At 68.8% G+C, this 24,038-nt stretch carries 22 protein-coding genes; 9 read left to right on the forward strand and 13 right to left on the reverse strand.

Annotated elements, in window-relative coordinates:
* The first annotated feature begins 9 nt into the window (after positions 1–9).
* Positions 10–2,556 carry a sensor domain-containing protein gene (locus LCHO_RS14740; RefSeq protein ID WP_012347964.1) on the forward strand — a complete coding sequence of 849 codons (2,547 nt, stop codon included), beginning with the start codon at positions 10–12 and terminating at the stop codon, positions 2,554–2,556.
* Positions 2,557–2,620: 64 nt separating this feature from the next.
* Positions 2,621–2,923 (forward strand): GNAT family N-acetyltransferase, encoded by a 303-nt coding sequence (locus tag LCHO_RS14745; RefSeq protein WP_012347965.1) that lies wholly within the window; start codon positions 2,621–2,623, stop codon positions 2,921–2,923.
* Positions 2,924–2,939: 16 nt separating this feature from the next.
* Here LCHO_RS14745 and LCHO_RS14750 read toward each other — a convergent pair whose 3' ends face one another.
* Entirely contained in the window at positions 2,940–4,064 is a 1,125-nt protein-coding gene (locus tag LCHO_RS14750; RefSeq protein WP_012347966.1) for a S1C family serine protease, read from the reverse strand.
* A gap of 242 nt (positions 4,065–4,306) precedes the next feature.
* Between LCHO_RS14750 and rarD the strand changes: the two genes are divergently transcribed.
* The gene (gene rarD, locus LCHO_RS14755) at positions 4,307–5,194 is read left to right on the forward strand and encodes an EamA family transporter RarD (RefSeq protein WP_012347968.1); all 888 of its coding nucleotides are present in this window, start codon (positions 4,307–4,309) and stop codon (positions 5,192–5,194) included.
* A 31-nt stretch (positions 5,195–5,225) separates the two neighbouring features.
* Positions 5,226–6,563, forward strand: coding sequence for a TAXI family TRAP transporter solute-binding subunit (locus LCHO_RS14760; RefSeq protein ID WP_012347969.1), 1,338 nt, complete (start codon positions 5,226–5,228; stop codon positions 6,561–6,563).
* Between the two features lie 17 nt (positions 6,564–6,580).
* On the opposite strand, the gene vapC is transcribed toward LCHO_RS14760, so the two are convergent.
* Both vapC and vapB read right to left on the reverse strand, forming a co-directional pair.
* Positions 6,581–6,991 carry a type II toxin-antitoxin system tRNA(fMet)-specific endonuclease VapC gene (vapC, locus tag LCHO_RS14765; RefSeq protein ID WP_012347970.1) on the reverse strand — a complete coding sequence of 137 codons (411 nt, stop codon included), beginning with the start codon at positions 6,989–6,991 and terminating at the stop codon, positions 6,581–6,583.
* A 13-nt stretch (positions 6,992–7,004) separates the two neighbouring features.
* Positions 7,005–7,238, reverse strand: a complete 234-nt coding sequence (gene vapB / locus LCHO_RS14770) for a type II toxin-antitoxin system VapB family antitoxin (protein WP_012347971.1) — start codon at positions 7,236–7,238, stop codon at positions 7,005–7,007.
* Between vapB and LCHO_RS14775 the strand changes: the two genes are divergently transcribed.
* Positions 7,231–7,509, forward strand: coding sequence for a hypothetical protein (locus LCHO_RS14775; protein ID WP_043704348.1), 279 nt, complete (start codon positions 7,231–7,233; stop codon positions 7,507–7,509). The genes vapB and LCHO_RS14775 overlap by 8 nt on opposite strands.
* A gap of 204 nt (positions 7,510–7,713) precedes the next feature.
* Here the strand turns inward: LCHO_RS14775 and LCHO_RS23425 are convergent, their stop codons facing one another.
* From LCHO_RS23425 to LCHO_RS14780, 3 genes are all read right to left on the reverse strand, one after another.
* On the reverse strand, positions 7,714–8,388 hold the full coding sequence (locus LCHO_RS23425; protein ID WP_012347972.1) for an MAE_28990/MAE_18760 family HEPN-like nuclease: 675 nt from the start codon (positions 8,386–8,388) through the stop codon (positions 7,714–7,716).
* A complete protein-coding gene (locus LCHO_RS22820) occupies positions 8,388–9,437 on the reverse strand; it encodes a DUF262 domain-containing protein (protein WP_012347973.1) in 1,050 nt (349 codons plus the stop codon). Before LCHO_RS22820 ends, LCHO_RS23425 begins: the two co-directional genes overlap by 1 nt.
* A gap of 303 nt (positions 9,438–9,740) precedes the next feature.
* Positions 9,741–10,220 (reverse strand): VOC family protein, encoded by a 480-nt coding sequence (locus LCHO_RS14780; protein ID WP_012347974.1) that lies wholly within the window; start codon positions 10,218–10,220, stop codon positions 9,741–9,743.
* A gap of 224 nt (positions 10,221–10,444) precedes the next feature.
* On the opposite strand from LCHO_RS14780, the gene LCHO_RS14785 reads away from it, so the two are divergent.
* The 3 genes from LCHO_RS14785 (at position 10,445) to LCHO_RS14795 (ending at position 13,765) form a co-directional block, all read left to right on the forward strand.
* The gene (locus tag LCHO_RS14785) at positions 10,445–11,035 is read left to right on the forward strand and encodes a CBS domain-containing protein (protein ID WP_012347975.1); all 591 of its coding nucleotides are present in this window, start codon (positions 10,445–10,447) and stop codon (positions 11,033–11,035) included.
* Positions 11,036–11,110: 75 nt separating this feature from the next.
* Positions 11,111–11,746, forward strand: a complete 636-nt coding sequence (locus LCHO_RS14790; RefSeq protein WP_012347976.1) for a glutathione S-transferase family protein — start codon at positions 11,111–11,113, stop codon at positions 11,744–11,746.
* 141 nt (positions 11,747–11,887) lie between these two features.
* Positions 11,888–13,765, forward strand: a complete 1,878-nt coding sequence (locus tag LCHO_RS14795; RefSeq protein ID WP_012347977.1) for a 3'-5' exonuclease — start codon at positions 11,888–11,890, stop codon at positions 13,763–13,765.
* Positions 13,766–13,784: 19 nt separating this feature from the next.
* Here LCHO_RS14795 and LCHO_RS14800 read toward each other — a convergent pair whose 3' ends face one another.
* The 5 genes from LCHO_RS14800 to LCHO_RS14815 all read right to left on the reverse strand — a co-directional run bounded on the left by LCHO_RS14800 (position 13,785) and on the right by LCHO_RS14815 (position 17,032).
* On the reverse strand, positions 13,785–14,831 hold the full coding sequence (locus tag LCHO_RS14800; protein ID WP_223210449.1) for a Fic family protein: 1,047 nt from the start codon (positions 14,829–14,831) through the stop codon (positions 13,785–13,787).
* Between the two features lie 3 nt (positions 14,832–14,834).
* On the reverse strand, positions 14,835–15,251 hold the full coding sequence (locus tag LCHO_RS23990; RefSeq protein WP_223210450.1) for a hypothetical protein: 417 nt from the start codon (positions 15,249–15,251) through the stop codon (positions 14,835–14,837).
* A 92-nt stretch (positions 15,252–15,343) separates the two neighbouring features.
* On the reverse strand, positions 15,344–16,399 hold the full coding sequence (locus tag LCHO_RS14805; protein WP_012347978.1) for a DNA/RNA non-specific endonuclease: 1,056 nt from the start codon (positions 16,397–16,399) through the stop codon (positions 15,344–15,346).
* 130 nt (positions 16,400–16,529) lie between these two features.
* Positions 16,530–16,793 carry a Txe/YoeB family addiction module toxin gene (locus LCHO_RS14810; protein ID WP_043705522.1) on the reverse strand — a complete coding sequence of 88 codons (264 nt, stop codon included), beginning with the start codon at positions 16,791–16,793 and terminating at the stop codon, positions 16,530–16,532.
* Positions 16,790–17,032 (reverse strand): type II toxin-antitoxin system Phd/YefM family antitoxin, encoded by a 243-nt coding sequence (locus LCHO_RS14815; protein WP_012347980.1) that lies wholly within the window; start codon positions 17,030–17,032, stop codon positions 16,790–16,792. Before LCHO_RS14815 ends, LCHO_RS14810 begins: the two co-directional genes overlap by 4 nt.
* Positions 17,033–17,174: 142 nt before the next feature.
* Between LCHO_RS14815 and LCHO_RS14820 the strand changes: the two genes are divergently transcribed.
* Entirely contained in the window at positions 17,175–18,995 is a 1,821-nt protein-coding gene (locus LCHO_RS14820; RefSeq protein ID WP_012347981.1) for an aminopeptidase P family protein, read from the forward strand.
* On the opposite strand, the gene LCHO_RS14825 is transcribed toward LCHO_RS14820, so the two are convergent.
* Both LCHO_RS14825 and LCHO_RS14830 read right to left on the reverse strand, forming a co-directional pair.
* Positions 18,992–20,782, reverse strand: coding sequence for a methyl-accepting chemotaxis protein (locus LCHO_RS14825; protein ID WP_012347982.1), 1,791 nt, complete (start codon positions 20,780–20,782; stop codon positions 18,992–18,994). The two genes, LCHO_RS14820 and LCHO_RS14825, sit on opposite strands and share 4 nt — an antisense overlap.
* A 380-nt stretch (positions 20,783–21,162) precedes the next feature.
* Positions 21,163–24,021, reverse strand: a complete 2,859-nt coding sequence (locus LCHO_RS14830) for a zinc-dependent metalloprotease (RefSeq protein ID WP_012347983.1) — start codon at positions 24,019–24,021, stop codon at positions 21,163–21,165.
* Between the last annotated feature and the right edge of the window lie 17 nt (positions 24,022–24,038).

The following is a 24,038-nucleotide window of genomic DNA, read 5'->3' on the forward strand; positions in this document are numbered from 1 at the left end:
CCCGACACCATGTCTCATCGCCTGCCCCCTCCCCTGCGCGACATCGAGTCGCCCGCCGGCGGCCCGGCCGCCCAGCCGACGGTCGAACCGGCCCTGCAGCAGCTGCTCGCCGGCCTGATCGAGGCCGCGTGTGTCGTCGACGCCCGTGCGCTGCACCTGCTCGCCGCCAACGCCGCCGCCTGCGACCTGTGGGGCTGCAGCCTGCCCGAGCTGCTCGGCCGGCCGGTGGTCGAACTGGCCGTCACGCCGGAAGACCAGCTGTTCTGGCTCGACCTCGAGGCCGACCCCGGCCAGCACGACGTGCACCTGCATTCCGACAGCCTGATCGAGCGCGGCGACGGCAGCCTGCGCGTGGTCGAGCGCCGCGTCAGCCTGATCCGCCTGGCCTGCGGCAGCCCCGCCTGGCTGCTCGTGCTGGTCGACCAGCAGAACGCCCAGCAGCTCGCCGACGAGGTCAGCCGGCTCGCCAGCGAACTCGGCGCCACGCTCGAATCGAGCCACGAGGCCATCCTCGTCACCGACCTGAACGGCCAGGTGCGCAGCCACAACGCGGCGTTCGCGACGCTCTGGCGACTCGGCGACGATGATGACAGCGGCGCCGACGACGGCACGGCCCGCACCGCCGGCGCCCGCCTGACCGCGCAGATCAGCCGCGCCATGGCCGACCCGCTCGGCTACGAGACCCTGCTCGACCAGCGCCAGGCCAGCCTGAGCGCCCCCCTCGGCGCCACCGAACCGGTCGGTGCCCGCTGCGCCACCGACCGGCTGCTGCTGGCCGACGGCCGCACCTTCGAGCGCCGGCTGGTGCCGCAGTACGGCCGCGGCCAGGCGGTCGGCTGGGTGCAGGTCTGGCGCGACCTGAGCCTCGAACTGGCCCAGCAGGCGCGCCTGCAGGTGGCCGCGCAGGTGTTCGAGGCCAGCCTCGACGCCCTGATCGTCACCGATGCGCAGCACCGCATCGTCGCCACCAACCCGGTCACGCAGGCCTTGACGGGGCTCGATGCCGGCGCGCTGCAAGGCCGCACACTGGCCTCGCTGCTGGCCGACACGATGCAGGCGCAGGTGATCTCCAACGCGCTGGCCGAGCTGCCGCGGCTCGGCCACTGGCAGGGCGAACTGACGCTCGGCAGCCCGCTGGGCGCGCTGCCGGTGCAGGCCCACCTGATCGACATGGCCGGCCTCGAACGTGGCGGCGCAGGCGGCTGCATCGTGGTGCTGCGCGACCTGCGCGAGCGCCTCGCCCAGGAGCGCCGGCTGCGTGAGCTGGCGCTCACCGACGCGCTCACCGGCCTGCCCAACAGGCTGCAGCTCGACCAGAAAGTGCGCGACGAGGTGCAGCGCTGCCAGAAGGCGACCGGCGGTTTTGCGCTGCTGCTGTTCGGCCTGGACCGCTTCACCCACATCAACGACTCGCTCGGCCACGGCTGTGGCGACCGGGTGCTGGTCGAGGTGGCGCGCCGGCTCAGCGCCAACGTGCGCCTGGGCGACGCGGTGGCGCGGCTGGGCGGCGACAGCTTCGTCATGATGCTCAAGGACAGCGACGCCGCCGCGGCCGAGCCGATCGCCCGCCGGCTGCTCGAGCAGCTGGCCGAGCCGCTGGCGCTCGACGGCCTGCGCCTGACGATCAAGGCCAGCGTCGGCATCGCGCTGTTCCCGGCCGACGGCGCCGACGCCGACAACCTGCTCAAAAACGCCGACAGCGCGATGCACCGCGTCAAGGAACGCCAGGGCGGCGCGCTGCGCTTCTATCAGCCGCAGATGAACGACGACCTGCTGGCGCGCATGCAGCTCGACCACGCGATGCGCCAGGCGCTCGCCCGCGGCGAGTTCCGGCTGCACTACCAGCCGCAGCTCGACCTGCACAGCGGCGCGGTGATCGGTGCCGAGGGCCTGTGCCGCTGGCGCGATGCCGAGCGGGGCGAGGTGTCGCCCGGGCGCTTCATTCCGGTGGCCGAGGAGACCGGCTTCATCGCCGAGCTCGGCCACTGGGTGCTGTGCGAGGCGGTGGCGCAGGCGGCGAGCTGGCGCCGCCAGGGGCTGCGGATGCCGGTGTCGGTCAACGTGTCGGCGCTGCAGTTCCAGGCCGCCGGTTTCGTCGACAGCGTGGCGGGCGTGCTGGCGCAGGCGCAGCTGCCGGCCGAGCTGCTCGAACTGGAGCTGACCGAGAGCATCCTGCTGGGCGACATCGACGAGATCGTCGGCCAGCTGCAGCGCCTGGCCGACCTGGGCGTGAAGCTGGCGATCGACGATTTCGGCACCGGCTACTCCAGCCTGCGCTACCTCAAGCGCCTGCCGATCCACCGCCTGAAGATCGACCGCGACTTCATCCGCCGCCTGCCCGACGACCCGAGCGACGCCGCCATCACCCGCACCATCGTCGACCTCGGCCGCGCGCTGCACCTGCAGGTGATCGCCGAGGGCGTCGAGACGCCCGAGCAGCACGCCTGCCTGGCGGCGATGGGCTGCCACGAGTACCAGGGTTTCCTGTTCGCGCCGGCGCTGCCGGCCACGCAGTTCGAGGCGCTGCTGCGGCAGAGCCTGCGCCGGCTCGCCTGACGGCCCGCCGATGCGCGATAACCCGCATGTCGGCGGGTCGGGGCGATGCGCGACACTGCCGCGCATGCCCGATTTCACTCCCTTCACCGCCACGCACGACCGCGAGCACCAGCGTTTCGAGGTGGTCATCGACGGCCATGCCTGCGTCGCCGACTACCGGCGCAAGGACGGCGTCGTCACCTTCACCCACACCGGCGTGCCGCGTGAGCTGCAAGGCCGCGGCATCGCCGCCGAGCTGGTCCGCCAGGTGCTTGCATGGGCCGAGGCCGAAGGCCTGAGGGTGATCCCGGCCTGCTCCTACGTGCAGGTCTACATGCGCCGCCATCCGCAGACACTCGGCCTGCTGGCGCAGCGCGGCGCGGTCTAGACCCGCCAGCGCGCGCTCACTCGCGCAGATCGATCACCCGCACCTTGACGCGGCGCTCGCGCTCGCCGCGGCGCACCGTCAGCTCGACGCTGTTGTCGACCCCGGCGCGCTCGAGTTCGGCCACGAACGACGACAGCGTCTCGGTCGGCCGGCCGTTGACCGCGGTGATCACGTCGCCGACATCGCCGGTGCGCTGGTTGAACGGCACCAGCCCCGCCTGCGCGGCCGGCGTGCCGCGGCCCACTTCGGCCAGCACCACGCCGGTGATGCCCGCGCGCGCCACCAGATCGGGGCGCACGGGGGTCACGCCGATGCCCGGCAGCGGCGCGCGGCCCTTGTTGATGAGCGATGGCACCACCCGGTTCACCAGGTCGGCGGGGATCGCGAAACCGATGCCCGAGCTGCTGCCGCTGGCCGAGCGGATCGCGCTGTTGACGCCGATCAGCCGGCCGGCGCTGTCGAGCAGCGGGCCGCCCGAGTTGCCGGGGTTGATGGCCGCGTCGGTCTGGATCACGCCCACCACCTCGCGGAAGTTGGCGGTCGGCAGCTCCCGGTCGAGCGCGCTGACCAGGCCCTTGGTCAGCGTGCGCTGCAGGCCGAACGGGTTGCCGATCGCGTAGACGGTCTGGCCGATGCGCAGGTCGCGGCTGCTGCCCAGCGGCACCGGGCGCAGGTTGGCCGGCACGCGCTTGAGGCGGATCACCGCCAGGTCGTATTCGGGCGCGCCACCGACCGGCTCGGCCTCGATCGGCTTGCCGGCGTCGAGCTGCACGAACACCCGCCGCGCGCCCTTGACGACGTGGAAGTTGGTGACCACGTGGCCGGCGTTGTCCCACACGAAACCGCTGCCCGCGCCCTGGCTGACCTCGGCGCCGCCCAGCACGTTGCGCTGCACCGTCTCGGTGGTGATGTAGGCCACCGACGGCGCGGTCTCCTCGAACAGCCGCACCACCGCCTGCTCGTCGGGCAGCAGGCCGCCGCGGGGGCTGACGCTGCGCGGCTGGGCCTCGCGCGCCAGGCTGTCGGCGCCCCACAGCAGGCCGCCCGCCGACACCAGCATCAGGGCGACGAGCGCGAAGCCGCTCACCGCACGGGCGCGGAGCTGGGCTCTGAGAGGGGCAAGGCGGGGCAGCAGCGGCATGGCGATGGGGAAGGAGCAGATCGACGCCGATTCAGATGATGGCGCAGCGGCGCGGCTTCAAGGGCCGGGAACGCGGTGTCACAAAGAGAGCGCACCCTCGGCCGGCCGACCGCCGGCAGGCCGGCTATGCTCGCCAGCCCCCAACGGGTCTCGACCGGCACCAGCCCGCCCGCCACCGCAACCCGCACCATGCCCATCGATCTGCCGCCGACCCCTCCCGCCCTGCCCGGAGCCGCCCGCTGATGCGCCGCGGTGCGCTCTACGCGGCAGCGGCGTACACGCTGTGGGGGCTGTTCCCGCTCTATTTCGCGCTCGTCAGCGAGATCCCGGCGCTCGAGATCACCGCGCACCGCGTGGTCTGGTCGCTGCTGTTCATGCTGGTGCTGATGGGCGCGCTGCGCCGCCACGCCTGGCTCGGCCCGGCGCTGCGCGACCGGCGCGTGCTGCTGGCCTTCCTGGGCAGCTCGGCGCTGCTGGCGCTCAACTGGTTCATCTACGTCTGGGCCGTCACGCACGGGCGGGTGGTCGAGGCGAGCCTGGGCTACTTCATCAACCCGCTGTTCAACGTGCTGCTCGGCCGGCTGGTGATGCACGAGCAGCTGCGCCCGGCGCAATGGGCCGCCGTGGCGCTGGCGGCGCTGGGCGTGGCCTGGCTGACCTGGCACCAGGGCGCGCTGCCGTGGATCGCGCTCGGCCTGGCGGCCAGCTTCGGCACCTACGGCCTGCTGCGCAAGGTGGCGACGCTGGGCGCGCTGGAGGGCCTGACGCTCGAAAGCCTGGTGCTCGCGCCCTTTGCCGCCGCCGGCCTGATCTGGGCGGGCTGGCACGGCCAGACCGGCTTCCAGCACGCCGACATCGGCCTGCAGGCGCTGCTGGTCTCGGCCGGCCCGCTCACCGCCATCCCGCTGCTGTTCTTCGGCGCCGCGGCGCAGCGCATCCCGCTCAGCCTGCTGGGCATGCTGCAATACATCGGGCCGACCCTGCAGCTGCTGATCGGCGTGTGGTTCTTCAACGAACCGTTCGCCGGCGCCCGCGCCCAGGGTTTCATGCTGATCTGGTGCGCCTGCGCGGTCTTCAGCCTCGAATTCTGGCTGCGCACGCGCGCCACCCCGGCGCCCCTGCCGACCTGATCCGAACCACGACCTCGAGACACCACCGCCGATGCGAAAGATCAAGACCACGATGCTGCAGATCTGGGATCTGCTCGTCACCGCCGGGCCGGTCATCCTGCTGGCTGCGCTGCTGCTGGTGCTGGCCTACCGCTTCCTGAACCCGACGCCGCCCAAGACCATGGTGCTGGCGACGGGGCCGCAGCAAGGCGCCTACGCCGAGTTCGGCAAGCGCTACGCCGCCTCGCTGGCCAGGCACGGCATCGCCGTCGAGCTGCGCGAAACCCGCGGCTCGCAGGAGAACCTGGCGCTGCTGCAGCAGGGCGCGGTCGACGCGGCCTTCGTGCAAGGCGGCGCCGATGACGTGCGCGAGCTCGACGAAGCGCCGCCCGAAGGCCTGGCGAGCCTGGGCAACCTGTTCCGCGAGCCGGTCTGGGTCTTCTACCGCGAAGCCGCCGTGCACGAGCGCAAGGGCCGGCGCACGCCCGACACCCTGGCGCAGCTCGACGGCTGGAAGATCAACATCGGCCACGAAGGCAGCGGCGTCACCAACCTGATGCGCCGCCTGATCGCCGCCAACGGGCTGGACCTGGCCAAGCAGCGCCTCGGCCGCCTCGAACCCACGCCCGCGGTGGTCGAGCTGCTGGCCGGGCGCATCGACGCGCTGGCGCTGGTGTCGGCGCCCGAGTCGGCGCTGGTGCGCATGCTGCTGATCACGCCGGGCATCCGCCTGCTCGACTTCGCCCAGGCCGAGGCCTATTCGCGCCGCGTGCCGCAGGTCGGCCCGGTGCTGCTGCCGCGCGGCGTGGTCGATCTGGCCCGCGACCTGCCGAAACAGGACGTGCGCCTGCTCGCCGCCAACGCCACCCTGGTGGTGCGCGACGAAACCCACCCCGCGCTGCAGCAGCTGCTGGTGCAGGCGGCCGGGCGCATCCACGGCGAGGCCAACTGGTTCCAGCGCAAGGGCGAGTTCCCGCAGGCCGGCGCCAGCGAGTTCGCGCTGGCCGCCGAGGCCCAGCGCTTCTACGAGACCGGCACGCCGCTGCTGCAGCGCTACCTGCCGTTCTGGGCCGCCAACCTGGTCGACCGGATGTGGGTGGTGCTGGTGACGATCATCGCGGTGCTGCTGCCGCTGTCGCGCGTGGTGCCGCCGCTCTACACGCTGCGCATCCGCTCGCGCATCTTCCGCTGGTACGGCAAGCTGCGCGACATCGAGGAGCAGGCCAGCCGCGAAGGCCGCAACCAGGAAGACACGAAGCAGCTGCTCGAAGAACTGGCCGAGGTCGACGCACGCGTCGAGCGCCTGCCGGTGCCGCTGTCGCACGCCGAGGAGCTGTACGCGCTGCGCAGCCACATCAGGCTGGTGAGGCGGCGTCTGCAGGAGGATTGAAGGGGCGTGCCGAGACCTCAGGTCCGGCTGCCGACCCAGTTCTCCACCAGCAAGCCGGGCACCCGCTCGAACTCACCGAGGTTGTTGGTGACCAGGGTGAGCCCCTCGCTGCGGGCATGGGCCGCGATGTGCAGGTCGTTCAGCCCGATGGGTTGCCCTGCCTTCTCCAGCGCCGTGCGGATGGCGCCGTAGTGGGACGCGGCCTTCGCGGTGTAGGGCAGCACTTCGAGCAGGCTGGAGAACTCTTCCACCACCGCCAGGTTCTGCGCGACCTTGGCGCTCTTCTCGGCCCCGTGGTAGAGCTCGCTCAGGGTGATGGCCGAGATGGCCATGCGGCCGGCGTTTTCGTTGAAGACACCCATCACCTCGATCGGCCGACGCTTGATGACGTAGATGACGATGTTGGTATCGAGCAGGTACTTGAGCATCTGCGCGCCGCCGTCAGAAGGCCTCGCGGTCGGCTTGCTGCTGCGAGGCCCGCTCGGCCATGAAGTCCTCGGAGGCCTGCGGTCCGCCCAGGAAGAACGAGTCCCAGGTGTGACCCACCGGCGAGATGATGCGGTCCAGGCCGCGGGCGCGCACCTGCACCTTCTTGACGCCTTCCGGCAGTCGCAAATCCGCCGGCAGGCGCACGGCCTGCGATCGGTTGTTCGTGAAGACCGATGTGATGCTCATGGGGGCTCCGGCGATTGGGATATGGCATCAGTATATGCCGTCAGACCGAGGCCGGACTCTGGCGCAGGAGCTCGATTTCGAGCGGATGGCGCGATGCCTGCAGCGGCTGGCCGAGGGTGAGGTGGTGATCCGCCGCACGCAGCGGTTCTCGCCGTTTGCGTTTCCGCTGGTGGTGGAGAGGTTGAGGGAGGAGGGGAGTACGGAGCAGTTGGGGGAGCGGGTGAGGAGGCTGGTGGAGGAGATGGAGAGGGCGTTGGTGGCGGGGAGCTGAGATAGTCCGGAATCGACCCGGATTAGTCCTTGCCGCATCAATTCGACGTCCGGAAACTGCTGCTCAAAGTTTGATGCGAGGGATAAGAATATTCTGATTTTGTGGGCGGTTGCTTTCGACATAACTCCCGACAAGCATTTGACTCACGCGCCAAGAGAAAATGTCACAAAATCTCGCGCGATTAGGCGATACTGACATCGCGCACTATCGGTGCGCCACTGCTAAATATAGCCGCTGAGTGACGTATGTAGTGAATGTGCTTTCAAGATGCGCTACCACATCCACCACAGCATCAAGACGCTGCAGCAACTCCGCTGAGCGGTAGGCTCGCCCCACTTCCTCCGCACCGGAGCGCCCATGCGATACAGCCCTTCGCTTCTCAACGAGTTCGTCGAGGTACCCAAAATAGCGTGGCGTAGGCACAACTGGAGTACGTATTCCAAAACAAGCAAATACCTGCTCAAGCGATTCGCGATCGATATTCTGGAGATACATTGAGAGCACTCTGTCGTCTATGACGCAGGGCTTGATCTGGGATTGCGCCTCAAACAATGTTATTCGGCGCTTCCATTTTGCCTGATTCATTCCACTCTCAATCGACGTGAGTTGCGGATGTAGCGCCAATGCAAAAAATGGCTGCTGCACTTTCGAGATGTCTACTGCTGCGCTGGATATTTCACGCAATGTCGCGCTGACAATTTGATTTACAGCGAATTCAAACCCACCATAAAGCAAAACATAGAATAGCCCTCTAAGAATTACGGCTCGAGTTGGGTCGGACTGCAACGGGTTCGATGACTCTAATTCGGTAATCGTTTGGTGCAAAGCACGCACTTCCAGCATGCGCTCTGCAAAGGACACCTGCTCCGCTTCGAACATTACACGGCATTCGCGACAAATTCGATTCGTCCCGAGACCATATTTCTGTTATTCGTTGCTCCAGTTGTGAGCTTCTTTAGTCCAGCGCTGTTGACAACACCCTTCAACTTTTGAGAATCTGGCGTCTTGCCCGCCTTGAGAGCCAAAGCGCATCCAACCGCCACCGCTTCAAACAAGTTGATTGGGGTGACAGCGCGGTTTCCACGGACTATTCCATCAGGCAGGGCAGCACCAATCAAATCAAATGTTTGATTGAATAGAGTGACCGATTGATGCTTCAAGGGCTTAGAGGCGCGTTCCTTCATATAGCCATTCAAGAAGTCTTTGACACTATGATCAAACTGCTGATAACACTCAAGATACGCAAAAAATCTAAGAACTAGCTCTTCCGCAGCTCCATTGCTCGCATCGGATGGCTTCAGTCGAATAGACTCGATGAAATTCGCCTGCTTGGAAAGCTTCTTTAAATGATCGTTGAGCTTTCCTCTAAAAATGCAGTTTCGAATTTCTTGATTCGTTAGCAATACGCCGCCAGTATTAAGGCGCTCAAAAAGATCAAAACGAACATTTAAGTCGCTCTTGTCATTCAGAACCGTCGCTCGGAGTGGCCTTGTCTCAAAGAGCAACTGAAGCGTCGCCGGTAGATCGGTGAAGCGCTTCCCATTAAGTTCTGATAGCTTTTCTAGGCCCTCGATTACAAGTGGGCCTTCCTTTTCAATCTGCTCAAGAAGCTCCTGCGATCCAACGAAATGAGCCAGCGAACCCAATCGCTGAACACCATCAACAACCTCCCATGTTGAATCTTCATTTGTGGCCATGAATACATTCGGAACGGGAATCCCGAGAAAAACAGACTCGATCAACTGCGACTCTCTGGCAGAGTCCCAAACAAACTGCCTTTGATATTCTGGGGGAACATGAATAGCCCCAGATTTTCTCATGTCAATCAATTGCTTGACACTAATGTCATAGTTATCAAAAGATACTAGGCGGCGTTCCTTCTGAAGTTGCGCTTGAAGTTTTTCTACTTGTTTATTGTTCATTGCCATTGGCAAGCACCTGACTTGTTTGGAGGATCGTAAACAGACGACAAAACCAGCACTTGGGCGGACCTCAGGGCACGCTAGGCGGCTCGATTGCCGGGAAAAAGCGGTGCTGTCCGGGCATCAAGGTAGCGCGGGGCGAGCCAACGTGCTTGTCGGTGCATGAGTTCCCCATGAGTTTGGCATCTAGTCTGTGGCATTACAGCCGTTTAAGGCAGCGTTACTTGCAACAGATTCTGTCTGTCCACAGCGAAAGTGCCAAGACCAACAGCTATCTTTTCGTGAGCACCCGCTCCTGGCCGAAAGCCATCACCCCCGCCTCGCCTCCTCCACCCCCGCAATCTCAATCTTCGTCATCCCCATCATCGCCTCGAACACCCGCCGCGCCGCCTCGCGGTCCGGGCTGGCCAGCGCATCGATCAGCGCGCGCGGCGTGATCTGCCAGTTCAGGCCCCACTTGTCCTTGCACCAGCCGCAGGCGCTGGCTTGGCCGCCGTGGTCGATGAGGGCGTGCCACAGGCGGTCGGTCTCGGCCTGGTCGTCGGTGGCGATCTGGAAGGAGAACGCCTCGGTGTGCGGAAAGATCGGCCCGCCGTTCAGGCCGATGCAGGGGATGCCGGCGACGGTGAATTCGACCGTCAGCACGTCGCCCTGCTTGCCCATCGGGTAGTCGGCAGGCGCGTGGAACACGGCGCCGACGGCGCTGTCCGGAAAGGTGGCGGCGTAGAACTGCGCGGCTTCGAGCGCGGTGCCGTCGAACCAGAGGCAGATGGTGTTCTTGGCGGTCATGAGCGGGCTCCTGTCGGGGGTGGATGCGGCAGACGCGGGTGATGATGCGCCCGCGAGCGGCGTGCAGGTCTTTGCATGCAGAAACCCGAACACGGTAGTTCGTTACGCGGTGATTGACTACTGTCAAGGCACGGTCTCGCCACCGTCCATGCACCGGGTTTCAGCCGGGTGCGGCGGAGCGGCGTGGCACGCAGCCGATCCACCTTCTGCCGAACAGGACGTCCATGAGCCACCGCACCTTGCCATCCTTCCGCTTCGACCCAGGCACCTGCATCGCGCAGGCCCAGCCGCCGCTGGCGCCGGTGGTGACGCTGGCCTCGCCCGCCAGCTCGGTCATGACCGACCTGACCCGCACCAAGGCCGCCACCATCGGCCAGGACGCCACGCTGGCCGAGGCCCGCCAGGTGATGATCCACCAGGGCGTGCGGCTGCTGTTCGTGGTCGAGAACCTGCCGTGCATTGAAGGCCTGATCACCTCGACCGACCTCGACGGCGACCGGCCGATGCAGGTGCAGTCGCAGCGCAATTGCCGTTACGACGAGCTGCTGGTGTCCGACGTGATGACCGGGCTGACGCACATCGACGCGATCGATTTCGACGACCTCGGCCACGCCGACGTCGGCTCGGTGGTGGCCACGCTCAAGCAGCTCGGCCGCCGCCACATGCTGGTGGTGCAGAAGGCCAGTGCCAGCGCCGGGCCGCGGGTGCGCGGCGTGATCTCGCAGACCCAGATCGAGCGCCAGCTCGGCCGCAGCATCGGCGCCACCGAGATCGCCAGCACCTTCGCGGAGATCCAGCAGGCGCTGCGGGCCTGAGGGCGGCGCCCTTGCGGCAAACTCGCCCGACGCGCCGCCAAGCCGGCGGGCGACAGCAGCGAAGGAGCCTGAACCATGAGCGAACTGGTCCTGTACACGAACCCGCAGTCACGCGGTCGCATCGCCCACTGGATGATCGAGGAAACCGGCCTGCCCTACCGCACCGAATGGGTCGCTTACGGCCCGCCGATGAAGGGCCAGCCCTACCGCTCGATCAACCCGATGGGCAAGGTGCCGGCGCTGCAGGACGGCAGCGCGGTGGTGACCGAAGCCGCCGCGATCTGTGCCTGGTTGGCCGAACGCAACCCCGAAGCCGCACTCGCCCCGCCGATCGGCAGCCCGGTGCGCGCCGCCTATTACCGCTGGCTGTTCTTCGCCGCCGGCCCGCTGGAGCAGGCCACCACCGCCCGCGCGATGGGCTGGCAGGTGCCCGAAGGCCGCAACGGCATGGTCGGTTTCGGCTGCTACGAGGACACCCTGAACGCGCTGGAATCGGCGCTGCAGCCTGGCCCCTGGATCTGCGGCGAACCGTTCACCGCCGCCGACGTCTACATCGGCTCGGCGCTCGGTTGGGGAATGATGTTCGGCACCATCGACAAGCGGCCGGCGTTCGAGGCCTATGTGACGCGGGCGCGGGCTCGGCCGGCCTGGTTGCGGGCGGAGGCGTTGAATGCGGCGCGGTTGAAGGAAACAGAGGCCGCCAAGCACTGAAGGCAAGGCCGGACGGGGCGTTATTGCACCTCAGCGTGCCCCTGCTGCCGTGAGAACTGCTCGCTCGATGGCAAGGAACGATGGCGCACACACCGTACGATCGAATTTTCCGCTTTCGGGCGGTTTTGATCAGGGTGCTGCATGGCCATCTTCCCGCAGGGATTGACGAACATCTCGCAACGCTGCCGCAACACCGAAGACGGTGGCGCCGAGCGGCGCGTGCTGGTGCAGCTGCAACTCTGCCTCGAAGACGACTACCTCGTCTGGCACAACATCCCGGTCGGGACGAAGGGGCGACAGCCCGATTTCGTGATCCTGCACCCGGGCCGCGGGCTGCTGGTCCTGGAGGTCAAGGGCTGGCGCGCCGGCAGCCTGCGCAACGCCACGCGCAACGACATCAGCCTGGCGACGCAGCGCGGCCTCGTGAACTGCATCCACCCGGAGCTGCAGGCACGCGGCTACGCCACCGAGCTGGTCAACCAGATGCAGCGCGACCCGGGCCTGTGCCATGCCGAAGGCCGCTGGGCCAACAAGCTGATCACGCCCTACGGCTGGGGCTCGGTGCTGGCCAACATCGAGCGCAAGAAGATCACCGACGAAGCCTGGGACGAGATCTTTGCGGTCTCGCGCACGCTGACGCGCGAAGACCTCGATGAGAGCGTCGACCCGGGCGCCTTCCAGGACCGGCTCTGGGGCATGTTCACCGTCAACGTCAAGCACACGCTGACCCTGCCGCAGCGTGACCGCGTGCGCTGGCACCTGTTTCCCGAGATCCGCATCCAGACCCAGGCCTCGCTGCTCGACGAGGCCGACGAGACGCCGGCCCCCTCGCCCGCCGACGAACTGCTGCAGGTGATGGACCTGCAGCAGGAAACGCTGGCCCGGTCGCTCGGCGACGGCCACCGCGTCGTGCACGGCGTGGCGGGCTCGGGCAAGACGATGCTGCTGGTCTACCGCGCCATGCAGCTGGCGGCGGCGGCCAAGCCGGAGCGGCCGATCCTGGTGCTTTGCTACAACCGGCCGCTCTCGGCCCGCATCGACGCCCTGCTGCGCCAGCGTGGCGTCGACGAACGGGTGCAGGTGCGCACCTTCCACAGCTGGTGCGAGGAGATGGTGCGCGCCTACCAGCTGGCGGTGCCGGTGCACCGGCAGGACCGCAACTACTGCGACGCGATGGTCGACACCGTCATCCAGGCCATCGATCACGGCCGCGTGCCGCGGGCCCAGTACTGCGCGCTGATGATCGACGAGGCGCATGATTTCGAGGACGCCTGGCTGCGGCTGGCGCCCCAGCTGATCGACCCCGACACCCGCTCGCTGCTGGTGCTCTACGACGACGCGCAGTCGATCTACCGCAAGCCGCGCCGCAACTTCAGCTTCGCCAGCGTCGGCATCGAGGCGCGCGGGCGCACCAGCGTGCTCAAGGTCAACTACCGCAACACCAGCGAGGTGCTGGCCCTGGCCACGCGCACGGCCGGCCAGTTGCTGAGCGGCGCCAACCCCGGCGCCGACGACGAGATCGCCCACCTCGCGCCGATGGCCGGCGGCCGCCGCGGCCCGGTGCCCGAGCTGATGCGGGCCCGCAGCGCCCGCGAAGAAGCCGACCTGATCGCCGAGCGCCTGGGCGATGCGCTGGCCGACGGCGTGCATCCGAGCGACATCGGCATCCTGGCGCGCCGCCACGATCTGCTCGATGCGGTCGAGGCCGCGCTGCGCGAGCGTGGCATCGCGTCGCAGCGGCTCAAGGGCCCGCAAGGCCGGGCCTGGGCGGCCGACAGCATCAAGCTGACCACCTTGCATGCATCGAAAGGCCTCGAGTTCCACACCGTGGCCATCGTCGGCCTGCAGGCCGTGCCCGACGCACGCCAGGCCGCCGACGAAGAGTGGCGGCTGCTGTACGTGGCGATGACGCGGGCGACCCACCGGCTGGTGCTGTCGGGCTGCGGCGACTCGTTGGCCGTCAAGCGGGTCGGCGAGGCGTTGAGCCAGTTGGGGCAGGCGTTTCAGGAAGCGGCTTGAGGGCGCGCTCGGCGATGGCTCAGGCCACCAGATGCCGCCTGACCACCTCTTCGATGAAATCGAAAGCGGCTTGCGGCACCACGTCGGCGAACTGCTTGCGGCGATGGATCGACACCGTGCCCTGATGCTGGAAGGCGCCGAGCAACAAGGTGGCCAAGGCGTTGGCGCGCAGGTCGAAGCGGTTGTTGACCTCCTGGTAGGCCCGGTCGTAGGCCACCAGAAACCGGGTTTCCTCGCGCAGGTCTTTTTGCAGCGCCTGCTCGGTCATGTCGAGCACGAACTCCACGCAGGCGGTGGCGTCCCAGTAGCGGTAAAGGCTGTCGTCACTCAGGCACTGGAACGCGTACTGGCCCTGATCGATCCAGGTCACGTTCCAGAAGGCCCGTAGCGGTTTCGAAAACCCCTGCAAAACCCGCAGGTACTCGGCCTCGTGGCGCTTCATCGCGATCGACACCGGCAGCACGAAGCCTGGGGGCAAACGTCCCGACTGGCCCAGGACGTGGTGCACCAGGAATCGCGAGAGTCGCCCGTTGCCGTCCATGAAGGGGTGGATGAAGACGAAGCCGAAACACGCCAGCGCCGCCATCACCAACGGGTCGGCGTGATGCGGGCCGTCGACCATGGCCAGCCATTCGCGCATCAGAGCATCCACCGCTTCCGGCGGTGGCGGCACATAGGTCACACCTGCGGCGCCACGGGCCGCGCCGCGCAGCCAGTTCTGCTCGGTGCGGTATTGCTGGGCGTGTTCCAGGGGATTGGTGATGACCGAGTTCTGCCATTGCACCAGCACGTCTTCGCTGAGTGCCGGGCCCTCTCCAGCCTGTTGCAACAACGCGGCAAACGCCTGCGCCTTGTCAGCGGTCGGCGCCTCACGTTCGATGGCGAAGGAGCTTTCCGTCTCGCCAAGATAGGCCCAGGTCAGCGCGCGGTCGAGCATATCCGGTCCGATCTCATGCGCGAACTGGCGGGCCTGTCCCAGCAGGTCGGCGGCCAGCAGGCGCTCGATGACCGGTGTGCGGCGCACGGCCGGGCAATAACGCAAGGAACCCAGGCCATTGAACGCCACCCGCTAGCGGGGATCGCGCCGTGCAGGCCCGGTGAGGTACAGGGCGGGGTCGAACAGCTCGACGGTGTTGCCACGTGGCGCCACGCCCTCCAGCACGCGGCCGGTGAATTGCTCCCACAGGTAACCCGCCTTGCGCACGAATTGGCCGCTGGGGGTGGCGGCAAGAGCCTGGCTCAGGCGGTCGGCGCTCACATGCGGTAGCGCATGGCGCAGCACCAGCAAGTCGGTGCCCTCGTGCTTGAGCGCAAAGAGCAGGTGTTCGAGCACGTCATCGGACTGCGGCGCCACACCGGGCGGCACCGCCAGGGTGCCGTCTGCACCGGGCGCCACGCGGATCACCGGCTGGACGGTGGCGGGGCGGGGCCGAGGCGGGATCGGCAACTGCAGATGCGCTCTCAGATGGTCGTAGCCGATCACCATGATTTTGGGTTGCCGCTCAGGATTTTTGATGAATCGGCCGATTCCAGCACTTTTTCAGGTTGGCTGTCTGGCATGACAAGAAGATGCCCCGTTCACCCCGGATTGCAGTCTGGCGGCGAAACCCACGAGGCGGACGGCTTGGTGAGCTTCAGATCGGCCGCCAGGATCGAGAGCCCGACGCGGTTGGCGCCCACCCGGCCTTCGAGCGTGTTCACGCTGACGATGTAATCGTCGAGCGCCCCCAGCCCGACGGCATTCGGAAACAGCCAGGCGATCACACGGGTGGCGCCGCTGCCGGGCTCGGTCGTCACCAGCGTCATCCAGAACCAGTCGGGCGTGCGGATGCCGTGCGAGGCCAGGAACAGGTCGTTGGCGGTGTCGTCGTAGACCACGCCGCCGGCGACCTGCACCGGCGCCAGGTCGCGATGGCACTCGGCGATGGTTTCGGCATCGGCCCAGAGGCCCTGGTTGAACGCCGAGCGCTGCGGCACGATGTTGGTCATGTGGAAGGTCTCGGCGATCAGCGCGTCGGACGCGTCCATGTGGTTGGCCGGGACCAGGTGGCCGCGGTCCCAGCCCGTCGACACGCTGGCGTAGCTGGCGGCGCTGAGCTGCTGGCCGCAGCCGGACGGCAACTGGGGGTCGCCGAGCGTGAACGTGGTCGGCCGCGCGGCGCTGCCGGTGTCGACCGCGAGCGTGTAGCCGTAGCGCAAGGCGGTGTGGGCGTCGCAGTCGTACAGCAACTCGAAGGTGCCGTGATTCAGCGTGACGAGGCGGTTGCCCGCGCCGGCCTGCAGCGTGAGCGGCTCGACCGTGCTGTGGCCGGCGCCGTCGGACACCATGAGCTCGACGCGATAGTCGCCCGCCACATCGGGCACCAGCGTGGCGAGTGCGCTGGCGGCATCGGCGAGTACTGCCTGGCTGCCGGCCGGGCGCTGCACGAGGGCCCAGGCGTAGGTGAGCAGGTCGCCGTCGGCATCGCGGCTGGCGCTGGCGTCCAGGCGCAGCGGGGTGTCGACGGCGGGTGCCACGTTGCCGAGCACGGCCAGCGCGGCTTGCGGCGCGGTGTTGGTGGCGGTCGAGGGCGGCGTCGAGCCTGAATCGCCACCGCCGCCGCAGGCGGACAGGCCGATGACGATCAGGAACATGACCGCCCTCGCGGCCGACCGCGATCGAGCCAGCCTGGCAACAAGAATCGCTTTGAAAGCGATCTTGAGTCGATCTGATGGGCCTGACCGGCTGTCAAGGCGGCTGCAGCGGTGGTTCAGCAGCGGCAGCTCACTCATAGTGGCTCCACATCCGAAGCACCCGAACCACGCGTTCTTCCACGAACACCTCGTACACCAGCCGGTGCTGGATGTTGATCCGACGTGAGTACGCGCCGGCCAGATCGCCGACCAGTTTTTCATAGGGGGGCGGGTTCTGAAAGGGATCGTTGGCCATGACAGCCAGCAGCTCTTCGGCCTTGGGCTTCAAGCCGGCGGCCAGCAGTTTCCTGGCGTCTTTCTGCGCGTGTTTGGCGAACACCAGTTTCCAGTTCACCACTCGAGACTTTCAGCGCTGTCTGCCAGCGGCTCGGCCATGCCTTCCTTGATGGATTCGCGCATGCCGGGAACCGACAGCAGATAGAGCGTCTCCTGGATCGCCTGCCAGTCGTCGGCCGAGACGAGCACGGCGCTCGTTCGCTTGCCGGCGATGTGGATGGGTTGGTGCGACGCAGCGGTTTCGTCGATCAGGCGATAGAGGTTGGCGCGCGCTTGGCTGGCGGTGAGGGTCGTCATGGTGAACTCCAAAACATAAAGCGTACGCTTAGTCGTACGTTTTGTCGACAAACCCGGCTGACACCTTCTGCACGCCAGCCTCTTGCCGAGCTTGTCAGAATCACCCATCCCGCCCCCAGATTCATCCTGCCCCAGGCCGCCCATGGACACCCGCACCGCATCGATCCGACAACGCCTCACCGAACTGCGCGAGGCACTCACCCGCCACGGCCTTGGGGCGCTGCTGCTGCCCTCGGCCGACCCGCATCTGAGCGAATACCTGCCCGAGCGCTGGCAGGGCCGGGTGCGCTATTCGGGCTTCACCGGCTCGATGGGCACGCTGGTGGTGACGACCGAGCGGGCCGTCGTGTTTGCCGACAGCCGCTACTGGGTGCAGGCCGAGGCCGAGCTGGCGGGCACCGGCGTGGAGCTGTTCAAGATCCCGACCGGCGCGGCCACGCATCACCTGAACTGGCTGGCCGAGAACCTGCCGCGCGGCGCCACGCTGGCGGTCGACGGCGCGGTGCTCGGGCTGGCGAGCGCCAAGGCGCTGGCCGACACGCTGGCGGCCAAGGGCATCGTGCTGCGCACCGATCTGGATCTGCTCGACGAGGTCTGGGCCGACCGCCCCGCCCTGCCCACCGCGCCGGTCTACGAACACCGCGCGCCGCACGCCGCCGTGAGCCGCGCGGCCAAGCTGGCCAACGTGCGGCAGGCGATGCTGCAGCACGGCGCGAGCCACCACTTCGTCTCGACGGTCGACGACATCGCCTGGATCACCAACCTGCGCGGCGCGGACGTCGACTACAACCCGGTGTTCCTCGCGCACCTGCTGATCGGTGCCGAGCGCGCCACGCTGTTCGTCGGCGCCGGCAAGGTCGATGGCGACGTCGCTGCGGCGCTGGCCGCCGACAACATCACGCTCGCGCCCTACGACGCCGCGTCGAGCCATCTGGCGCATCTGCCGGCCCACGCGGTGCTGCTGGTCGACCCGCGCCGCATCACGCTCGGCTTCCGCCAGGCGGTGCCGGCGGCGGTGAAGGTGATCGAGGCGATCAACCCGAGCACGCTGGCCAAGAGCCGCAAGACGGCCGACGAGGCCGCCTTCATCCGCCGCGCGATGGAGGTGGACGGCGCCGCGATGTGCGCGTTCTACGCCTGGTTCGAGGCCGCACTGGGCCGCGAGGCGATCACCGAGCTGACGATCGACGAACGCCTGAGCGCCGAGCGCACCAGGCAGCCCGATTACGTTTCGCTGAGCTTCCCGACCATCGCCGGCTTCAACGCCAACGGCGCGATGCCGCACTACCGCGCCACCGACGAATCGCATGCGGTGATCTCGACGCCACACGGCCTGGCCGCCGAGGGCCTGCTGCTGATCGACTCGGGCGCGCAGTACCTGGGCGGCACCACCGACATCACGCGGGTCTGGCCGATCGGCATGCCGAGCGCGGCGCAGAAGGCCGACTACACGCGGGTGCTCAAGGGCACGCTGGCCTTGAGCCGCACGCGTTTTCCGCTCGGCACGCTGGCGCCGATGCTCGACTCGATCGCGCGCGCGCCGCTGTGGGAGGCCGGGCTCAACTACGGCCACGGTACCGGCCACGGCGTGGGCTATTTCCTCAACGTGCATGAGGGGCCGCAGAGCATCTCGCCGGCCATCCCCGAGCCGCAGATGGCGATGCAGCCGGGCATGGTGACGTCGATCGAGCCGGGCCTCTACCGCCCCGGGCGCTGGGGCATCCGGATCGAGAACCTGGTGCTGAACGTGGCGTCAGCGGCGGGCGACGAGTTCGGCGAGTTCCTCGAATTCGAGACCCTCACGCTGTGCCCGATCGACACCCGCTGCATCGACTTCAGCTTGCTGCGCGATGACGAGCGGGCTTGCCTCAACGCCTATCACGCCGAGGTGCGACGCCGGCTGGCGCCGCGGGTGACGGGCGCGGCGCGCGACTGGCTCGAAGCGCGCACGCAGCCGATCTAGAAGTTCGACCAGCCGCGTTCGGGCCCCGGGCGCGGCGGGCGGCTGCCCTTGCGGGCGCCATCGGGGCCGTCGTGGCCGCCACCCGCGTCGGAGCCGGGGCCACCCAGCGGATCGAGCCCGCCGGGCTGGGTCTCGCCACGCGCGCTGGTGCGGGCGCTGTGGATGGCGGTGTGGGCGGTCCAGGCGGCTTCCTGGGTCTGCTGCAGCAGGCGGAACGCGCCGACCACCTTCTGCAGCCGCTCGGCCTGCTGGCGCAGCGCGTCGGCGGCCGACGCGCTCTGCTCGACCAGCGCGGCGTTCTGGCGCGTCAGGTCGTCGAGGCGGCGCACCGACAGGTCGGCCTCGGCCAGCTTGGCGGCCTCGTCGCTCGGGTGCTGGGTGATCTGGCCGACCAGGTCGGTGACGCTCTGCACCGACGAGACGATGGCGTCCATCGTGGCGCCGGCGTCGCGCGCCAGCCGGGTGCCGGCCTCGGCCTTCTCGACCGAGGCGGTGATCAGGCCCTTGATCTCGCGCGCCGCGCTGGCCGCGCGCTGGGCCAGGCCGCGCACCTCTCCGGCCACCGCACCGGCGCCCTGGCTGTCCTGGCCGGCACGGGCGGCCTGCACCGCGGCATTGAGCGCGAGGATGTTGGTCTGGAAGGCGATGCCGTCGATGGTGGCCAGGATCTCGTTGATCTTGCGGTTCGAGGCCGAGATGTCCTCCATGTTGGAGACCACCTGCGTGACCACCTCGCCGCCGCGTTCGGCCACCCGCGCGGCGTTGATGGCCAGCGCCTGGGCGCTGACCGGCGCACCCGCCAGGCCCGCATGCAGCGACGGCAGCGAGGCCATCGCGTCGAGCGACGGCGTGGCGACGAAGCCACCTTCAGCGTCCGCGGCGATCGGCCGGTTCGATGCGGCCGGCGCCGCAGCAGGCCGCTCGCTGAAATCGGCCACCGACTGCGACAGTGACGGCGGCAGATCCGCGGCCGGCTGCGGCGCGGCGGTGGCGTGGCTGTCGATGCCGCGCAGCGTGCCTTCGCGCAGGCGTCGCTGCAGGCCGGTCATGGCGTGATGCAGGCGGTCGAGTTCATCGCCCTGCAGCTGCGGCGTGTGCGCCGGCTCGCTGCCGTGCATCAGGCCTTCAGCCATGCGCACGGCCTGATCGACCGGCTCGCGCACGCTGCGCACCAGCGCCCAGGCCATCGCCGAGCCGGCCAGCAGGCAGGCCAGCGTGACCACCGCGATCAGCCCGACGGCCTGCTCGTGGCGGGCCTGCGCCGCGGCGGCTGCGCGCTGGCCCTGCTCGATCAGGGTCTGCGTCAGGCGGCGGGTCTGTTCGCGCCATTGCAGCTCGGCCGGGCCGACCTGCTTGAGCAGCTCCTGCACCGCCTCGCGGTTCTGGCCCTCGTGGCCCATGCGCGCGGCGGCGTCGATCAGCGGGCGCGCGGCGGCGCCGGCACCGAGCACCGCATCGACCACCGTGCGCTGTTCGGGCGCCCAGTCGAGCCCGCGCAGCGTCTGCTCGAGCTGCTGCACGCGGGTCTGCTGCTGCGCCAGCAGGCGGGCCTCGCGCGACAGCTGCAGCGGCGCATCGAGCAGCGCCAGCGCGCGGCTGTGCAGGCCGATCTGGCCGATGCCGTCCTGCAGGTCACGGGTGGTGGACAGGCGAGTCTGGCGCAGCGATTCGACCTGGTCGACGTCGGCACGCAGGTCGGCGAGCGACTGCAGGCCGATCAGCCCGATCAGCAGCTGCGCCAGCAGCAGGACCGCAAAGCCCAGTCCGAGCCGCTTCGAGACGGTCATGCGGACCCAGGACAGGCCGGAGCGTTCAGGCGAATGTGCAGACATGGGACACGATCAGAGTGGAAGCGAACAGCCGCCATTCTTCGCCGCCTGGGCCTGGCCACAAGCCACGAAACACGGGATGCAGCCGGCCTGATCCGGCAGACAACGCAAAGCCGATTCGATTCAGCGCCATGGCTCAGCATGCCACCACGCCATGACCCCGGCATGCCCCGGGCGATTGAAAAAACTGCACGGACCGAGCGCGGTCACAGCCCCGGTTCGGGGGCGCCTGAAGCTTCGCCGCCGATGCGGCTGCGGCGCCACAACAGGCCGGCACCGGTGCGGCAGGCTGGCTCAGCGGCTGAGCCCATCGGCCCGACTCGCGCGATCGAGCCGGTTCACCCGGCCGAAACGCGCACCACCCGGGCCGTCAGCGCCTCGCGCAGCAGCACGCCGATGTCGCGCAGGTGGGCGCGGCTGGCCTCGCTCCAGCGGCGCTGGCCGGCCACGCGGCTGACCGAAGCGAGCAGTTCGCGGGTCTGGCTGGCCACCAGCGTGCGGGCATCGCTGCGGCCGCTGCCGGCCGGGCGCAGCAGCAGCGCGACCAGCCGGTTGGCGTGTTCGCGCTGCAGTTCGCGGCGCAGTGGCGCGATGTCGCCGCCCGCACCCGCCAGCTCGGCCCAGACCTGCGACGCGATGCGCTGGTACAGCTCGGCCAGCTGCAGGCTGTCGTCGGGGCGGCTGGCCTTGCCCTCGCTGTCGAGCAGGCGCTGCGCCAGCGGGTCGCTCATCAGCTGACCCACCGCCGCGCGCTGCAGGCCCGACAGCAGCTGTTGGGGCACGAAGTCGGTGCCGATGCCGGTCTCGCCATGGCCGAGGCTGTCGGCGCGGTCGAAGAAGTCCGGCGCCAGCCGGCGCTGCAGCGCCGGCGAGATCGTCAGGCCCTGCGGCGACAGCACCGCGCCGGTGATCAGCTCGAGCGCGGCGCGCTGCTGCGCGGCGCTGACCGGCACCAGCGGATCGCGGCCGGTGCCGGGCTGGTCGCGCAGCGTGCGCACGCCGCCGATCTGGCGCATCAGCACGCCGGTGGCGGCCCCCACGTCACGCAGCGCGTACGACACGCTGCGGCGCAGGCGCGGGTAGTCCGAGCCGGCGTCACCGGCCTGCAGCGGCCGGGCCTCGATGCGCTGGATCAGGTCGCGCGCGATCTCGATGCGCTTGCGCGCGTGCGCCACCGGGTCGTCGCCCAGATCGAACTGCAGCGACTCGGGGTCGAGGCCGAGAAAGCTGTCCTCGTCGGTGCCGAACGCCAGCTCGGGCTCGGCGCTGCGCCCGGCGATGCGCGCCAGCTCGGCCTTTTCTGCGGCAGCCTCGATGGGCTTGTAGGCGTATTCGATCGCCCAGAAGTCGTACGGGCCGAGCACGGTCTGGAACGGCACCGGCGTGGGCGCGCCCGGCGCCGGCAGGTTGATCGCGGCGTAGTCCATCACCGAGCCGGTCAGCGGCCGGGTCTGGCCATAGGCCGGGTCGGCGATCTGGCGCTCGCCATAGGCGTGCGAGGCGCGGAAGTTGTGCCGCAGCCCGAGCGTGTGGCCGACCTCGTGCATCACCAGGCTCTTGAGGTAGCTGCGCACGAAGGCCTCGGTCACGTCGCCGGCCGGGTCGAGCGCGTCGCGGGCGGCCAGCACGTCGAGGCCGTAGCCGAGCTGGATCGCGCCCATCTCGGCCATCTCGCAGCGTTCGGTGTGGACGTGGGCCGGCCGGGTGTCGGCCTGGGCCTGATCGAGCGTGCGCGCGTCGGGCGACTGCATCAGCCGGGCCCAGTCGAAACCGGCCGTGGCGGTCGTGTCGGCCAGGATCTGCGAGCGCAGCAGGCGGTTGAAGCGCAGCGAGCTGCTCTCGAAGCCGATGTCGGCGTCGAGGATCTCGCCGCTGCGCGGGTCGACGTGGCTGGGCCCGATCGCCGCCATCCCGGACGGGCCGTTGACCATCCAGCGCACCGAGGCGACGCCGACGTCGAGGGTGTCGAAGTCGGCGTCGTCGGGCTGCACCTTGACGACGATGGCGTCCTGGAAGCCGATGCGCTCGAAGGCGGCGTTCCAGGCCAGGATGCCGTCGCGGACGGCGTCGCGGTACTTGAGCGGGATGGTGCGGTCGAGCCAGTAGGTGATCGGCTTGACCGGCGGCGACAGTGCGGCGGACGGGTCTTTCTTCTCGAGCCGCCAGCGGTTGACGTGGCGCAGCTTGGGGCTGCGCTGCAGGTCGTCGCTGAAGTCGCTGACGACGGTGGTGAAGTGGCCGACGCGCGCATCGGCGGGCCGCGCCGCCATCGGCTGCTCCGGCAGGCGCGACAGCGAGTAGTGCAGCTTGACGAACAGGCTGCGCGGATCCGGCAGCGTGACCGGCAGGCGCGGCGCCGGTGCGCCGGCCGGCGCGCCGGGCTGCGGCTGCGCCAGCGAGGCGGTGGCGTAGTGGTTCTGCACCTCCAGCACTAGCAGATCGGGCTTGTTGCGCACGCCGGTGATGGCCGAGTTGCGGCCGTCGTAGCTGTAGCCCTGCCGGTAGTTGCGCTGCAGCGCGCCGGCCAGGCCGAGGGTGTCACCCATCAGCAGCGCCCCGGCGTCGACCAGCACGGTCTTGCGCTCGGGGTGCGGCTGGCTGGCCACGGCGGTGCTGCCGATCAGGCTGGGCGAGTAGCTCGCCGCCACCGCGCGCGCCTCGGGCGTGCCGGCGCGGGCCACGTATTCGGCGTTGCGCTCGATCAGCTGCACCTGGTTGTGGATGCGCCGCAGTTCCACCCAAGCGCCGCTGCCGACCATCAGGCCGCCGAGCAGCCGGCTCTCGCCGATGCCGCTGGCGAGCTTGGGCGACAGGAACAGCGGCCGGTCGAAATCCGACTCGGCCAGCTCGAGCCAGAATTTCTCGTCCTTCTGCCAGACCGTGAACAGGCCGTCGATCTGGCGGGCGTCCTTGATGACGGTGGCGAATGCCGGCGGCTGGCCCGGTGACGGCGGCGTCGAGGCGGCGGCAGGTTTGCCGGCACCCGATGCGGCGCCCGATGCAGCGGCGGACACCGGTGTCGCCGGTCCCGCCGCCGGCGACGACGCCGCCACCGCCTGGGCCGGCACGGCGCCCGGGTTCTGCGCACACGCCAGCAGCGTGAGCGTCAGCGTGGCCAGCGCCAGCGTGCGGGCACCGCGGCGCAGCGGCAGCGCGGCGGCACAGCCGGTCAGGGACGACGGGAAGAATCGGGACATGGCGCAATCCTGGTGAG

It is taken from the genome of Leptothrix cholodnii SP-6, assembly GCF_000019785.1.
GTDB classification, from domain to species: Bacteria; Pseudomonadota; Gammaproteobacteria; order Burkholderiales; family Burkholderiaceae_C; genus Sphaerotilus; species Sphaerotilus cholodnii.

What these genes read in the sequence shown, in the direction of transcription:
- LCHO_RS14740 (WP_012347964.1), top strand. Translation starts at nt 10, where the DNA reads ATGTCTCATCGCCTGCCCCCTCCCCTGCGCGACATCGAGTCGCCCGCC.
- LCHO_RS14745 (WP_012347965.1), top strand. Translation starts at nt 2,621, where the DNA reads ATGCCCGATTTCACTCCCTTCACCGCCACGCACGACCGCGAGCACCAG.
- LCHO_RS14750 (WP_012347966.1), bottom strand. Translation starts at nt 4,064, where the DNA reads ATGCCGCTGCTGCCCCGCCTTGCCCCTCTCAGAGCCCAGCTCCGCGCC.
- rarD (WP_012347968.1), top strand. Translation starts at nt 4,307, where the DNA reads ATGCGCCGCGGTGCGCTCTACGCGGCAGCGGCGTACACGCTGTGGGGG.
- LCHO_RS14760 (WP_012347969.1), top strand. Translation starts at nt 5,226, where the DNA reads ATGCGAAAGATCAAGACCACGATGCTGCAGATCTGGGATCTGCTCGTC.
- vapC (WP_012347970.1), bottom strand. Translation starts at nt 6,991, where the DNA reads ATGCTCAAGTACCTGCTCGATACCAACATCGTCATCTACGTCATCAAG.
- LCHO_RS14775 (WP_043704348.1), top strand. Translation starts at nt 7,231, where the DNA reads ATGCTCATGGGGGCTCCGGCGATTGGGATATGGCATCAGTATATGCCG.
- vapB (WP_012347971.1), bottom strand. Translation starts at nt 7,238, where the DNA reads ATGAGCATCACATCGGTCTTCACGAACAACCGATCGCAGGCCGTGCGC.
- LCHO_RS23425 (WP_012347972.1), bottom strand. Translation starts at nt 8,388, where the DNA reads ATGTTCGAAGCGGAGCAGGTGTCCTTTGCAGAGCGCATGCTGGAAGTG.
- LCHO_RS22820 (WP_012347973.1), bottom strand. Translation starts at nt 9,437, where the DNA reads ATGGCAATGAACAATAAACAAGTAGAAAAACTTCAAGCGCAACTTCAG.
- LCHO_RS14780 (WP_012347974.1), bottom strand. Translation starts at nt 10,220, where the DNA reads ATGACCGCCAAGAACACCATCTGCCTCTGGTTCGACGGCACCGCGCTC.
- LCHO_RS14785 (WP_012347975.1), top strand. Translation starts at nt 10,445, where the DNA reads ATGAGCCACCGCACCTTGCCATCCTTCCGCTTCGACCCAGGCACCTGC.
- LCHO_RS14790 (WP_012347976.1), top strand. Translation starts at nt 11,111, where the DNA reads ATGAGCGAACTGGTCCTGTACACGAACCCGCAGTCACGCGGTCGCATC.
- LCHO_RS14795 (WP_012347977.1), top strand. Translation starts at nt 11,888, where the DNA reads ATGGCCATCTTCCCGCAGGGATTGACGAACATCTCGCAACGCTGCCGC.
- LCHO_RS23990 (WP_223210450.1), bottom strand. Translation starts at nt 15,251, where the DNA reads ATGGTGATCGGCTACGACCATCTGAGAGCGCATCTGCAGTTGCCGATC.
- LCHO_RS14805 (WP_012347978.1), bottom strand. Translation starts at nt 16,399, where the DNA reads ATGTTCCTGATCGTCATCGGCCTGTCCGCCTGCGGCGGCGGTGGCGAT.
- LCHO_RS14815 (WP_012347980.1), bottom strand. Translation starts at nt 17,032, where the DNA reads ATGACGACCCTCACCGCCAGCCAAGCGCGCGCCAACCTCTATCGCCTG.
- LCHO_RS14820 (WP_012347981.1), top strand. Translation starts at nt 17,175, where the DNA reads ATGGACACCCGCACCGCATCGATCCGACAACGCCTCACCGAACTGCGC.
- LCHO_RS14825 (WP_012347982.1), bottom strand. Translation starts at nt 20,782, where the DNA reads ATGACCGTCTCGAAGCGGCTCGGACTGGGCTTTGCGGTCCTGCTGCTG.
- LCHO_RS14830 (WP_012347983.1), bottom strand. Translation starts at nt 24,021, where the DNA reads ATGTCCCGATTCTTCCCGTCGTCCCTGACCGGCTGTGCCGCCGCGCTG.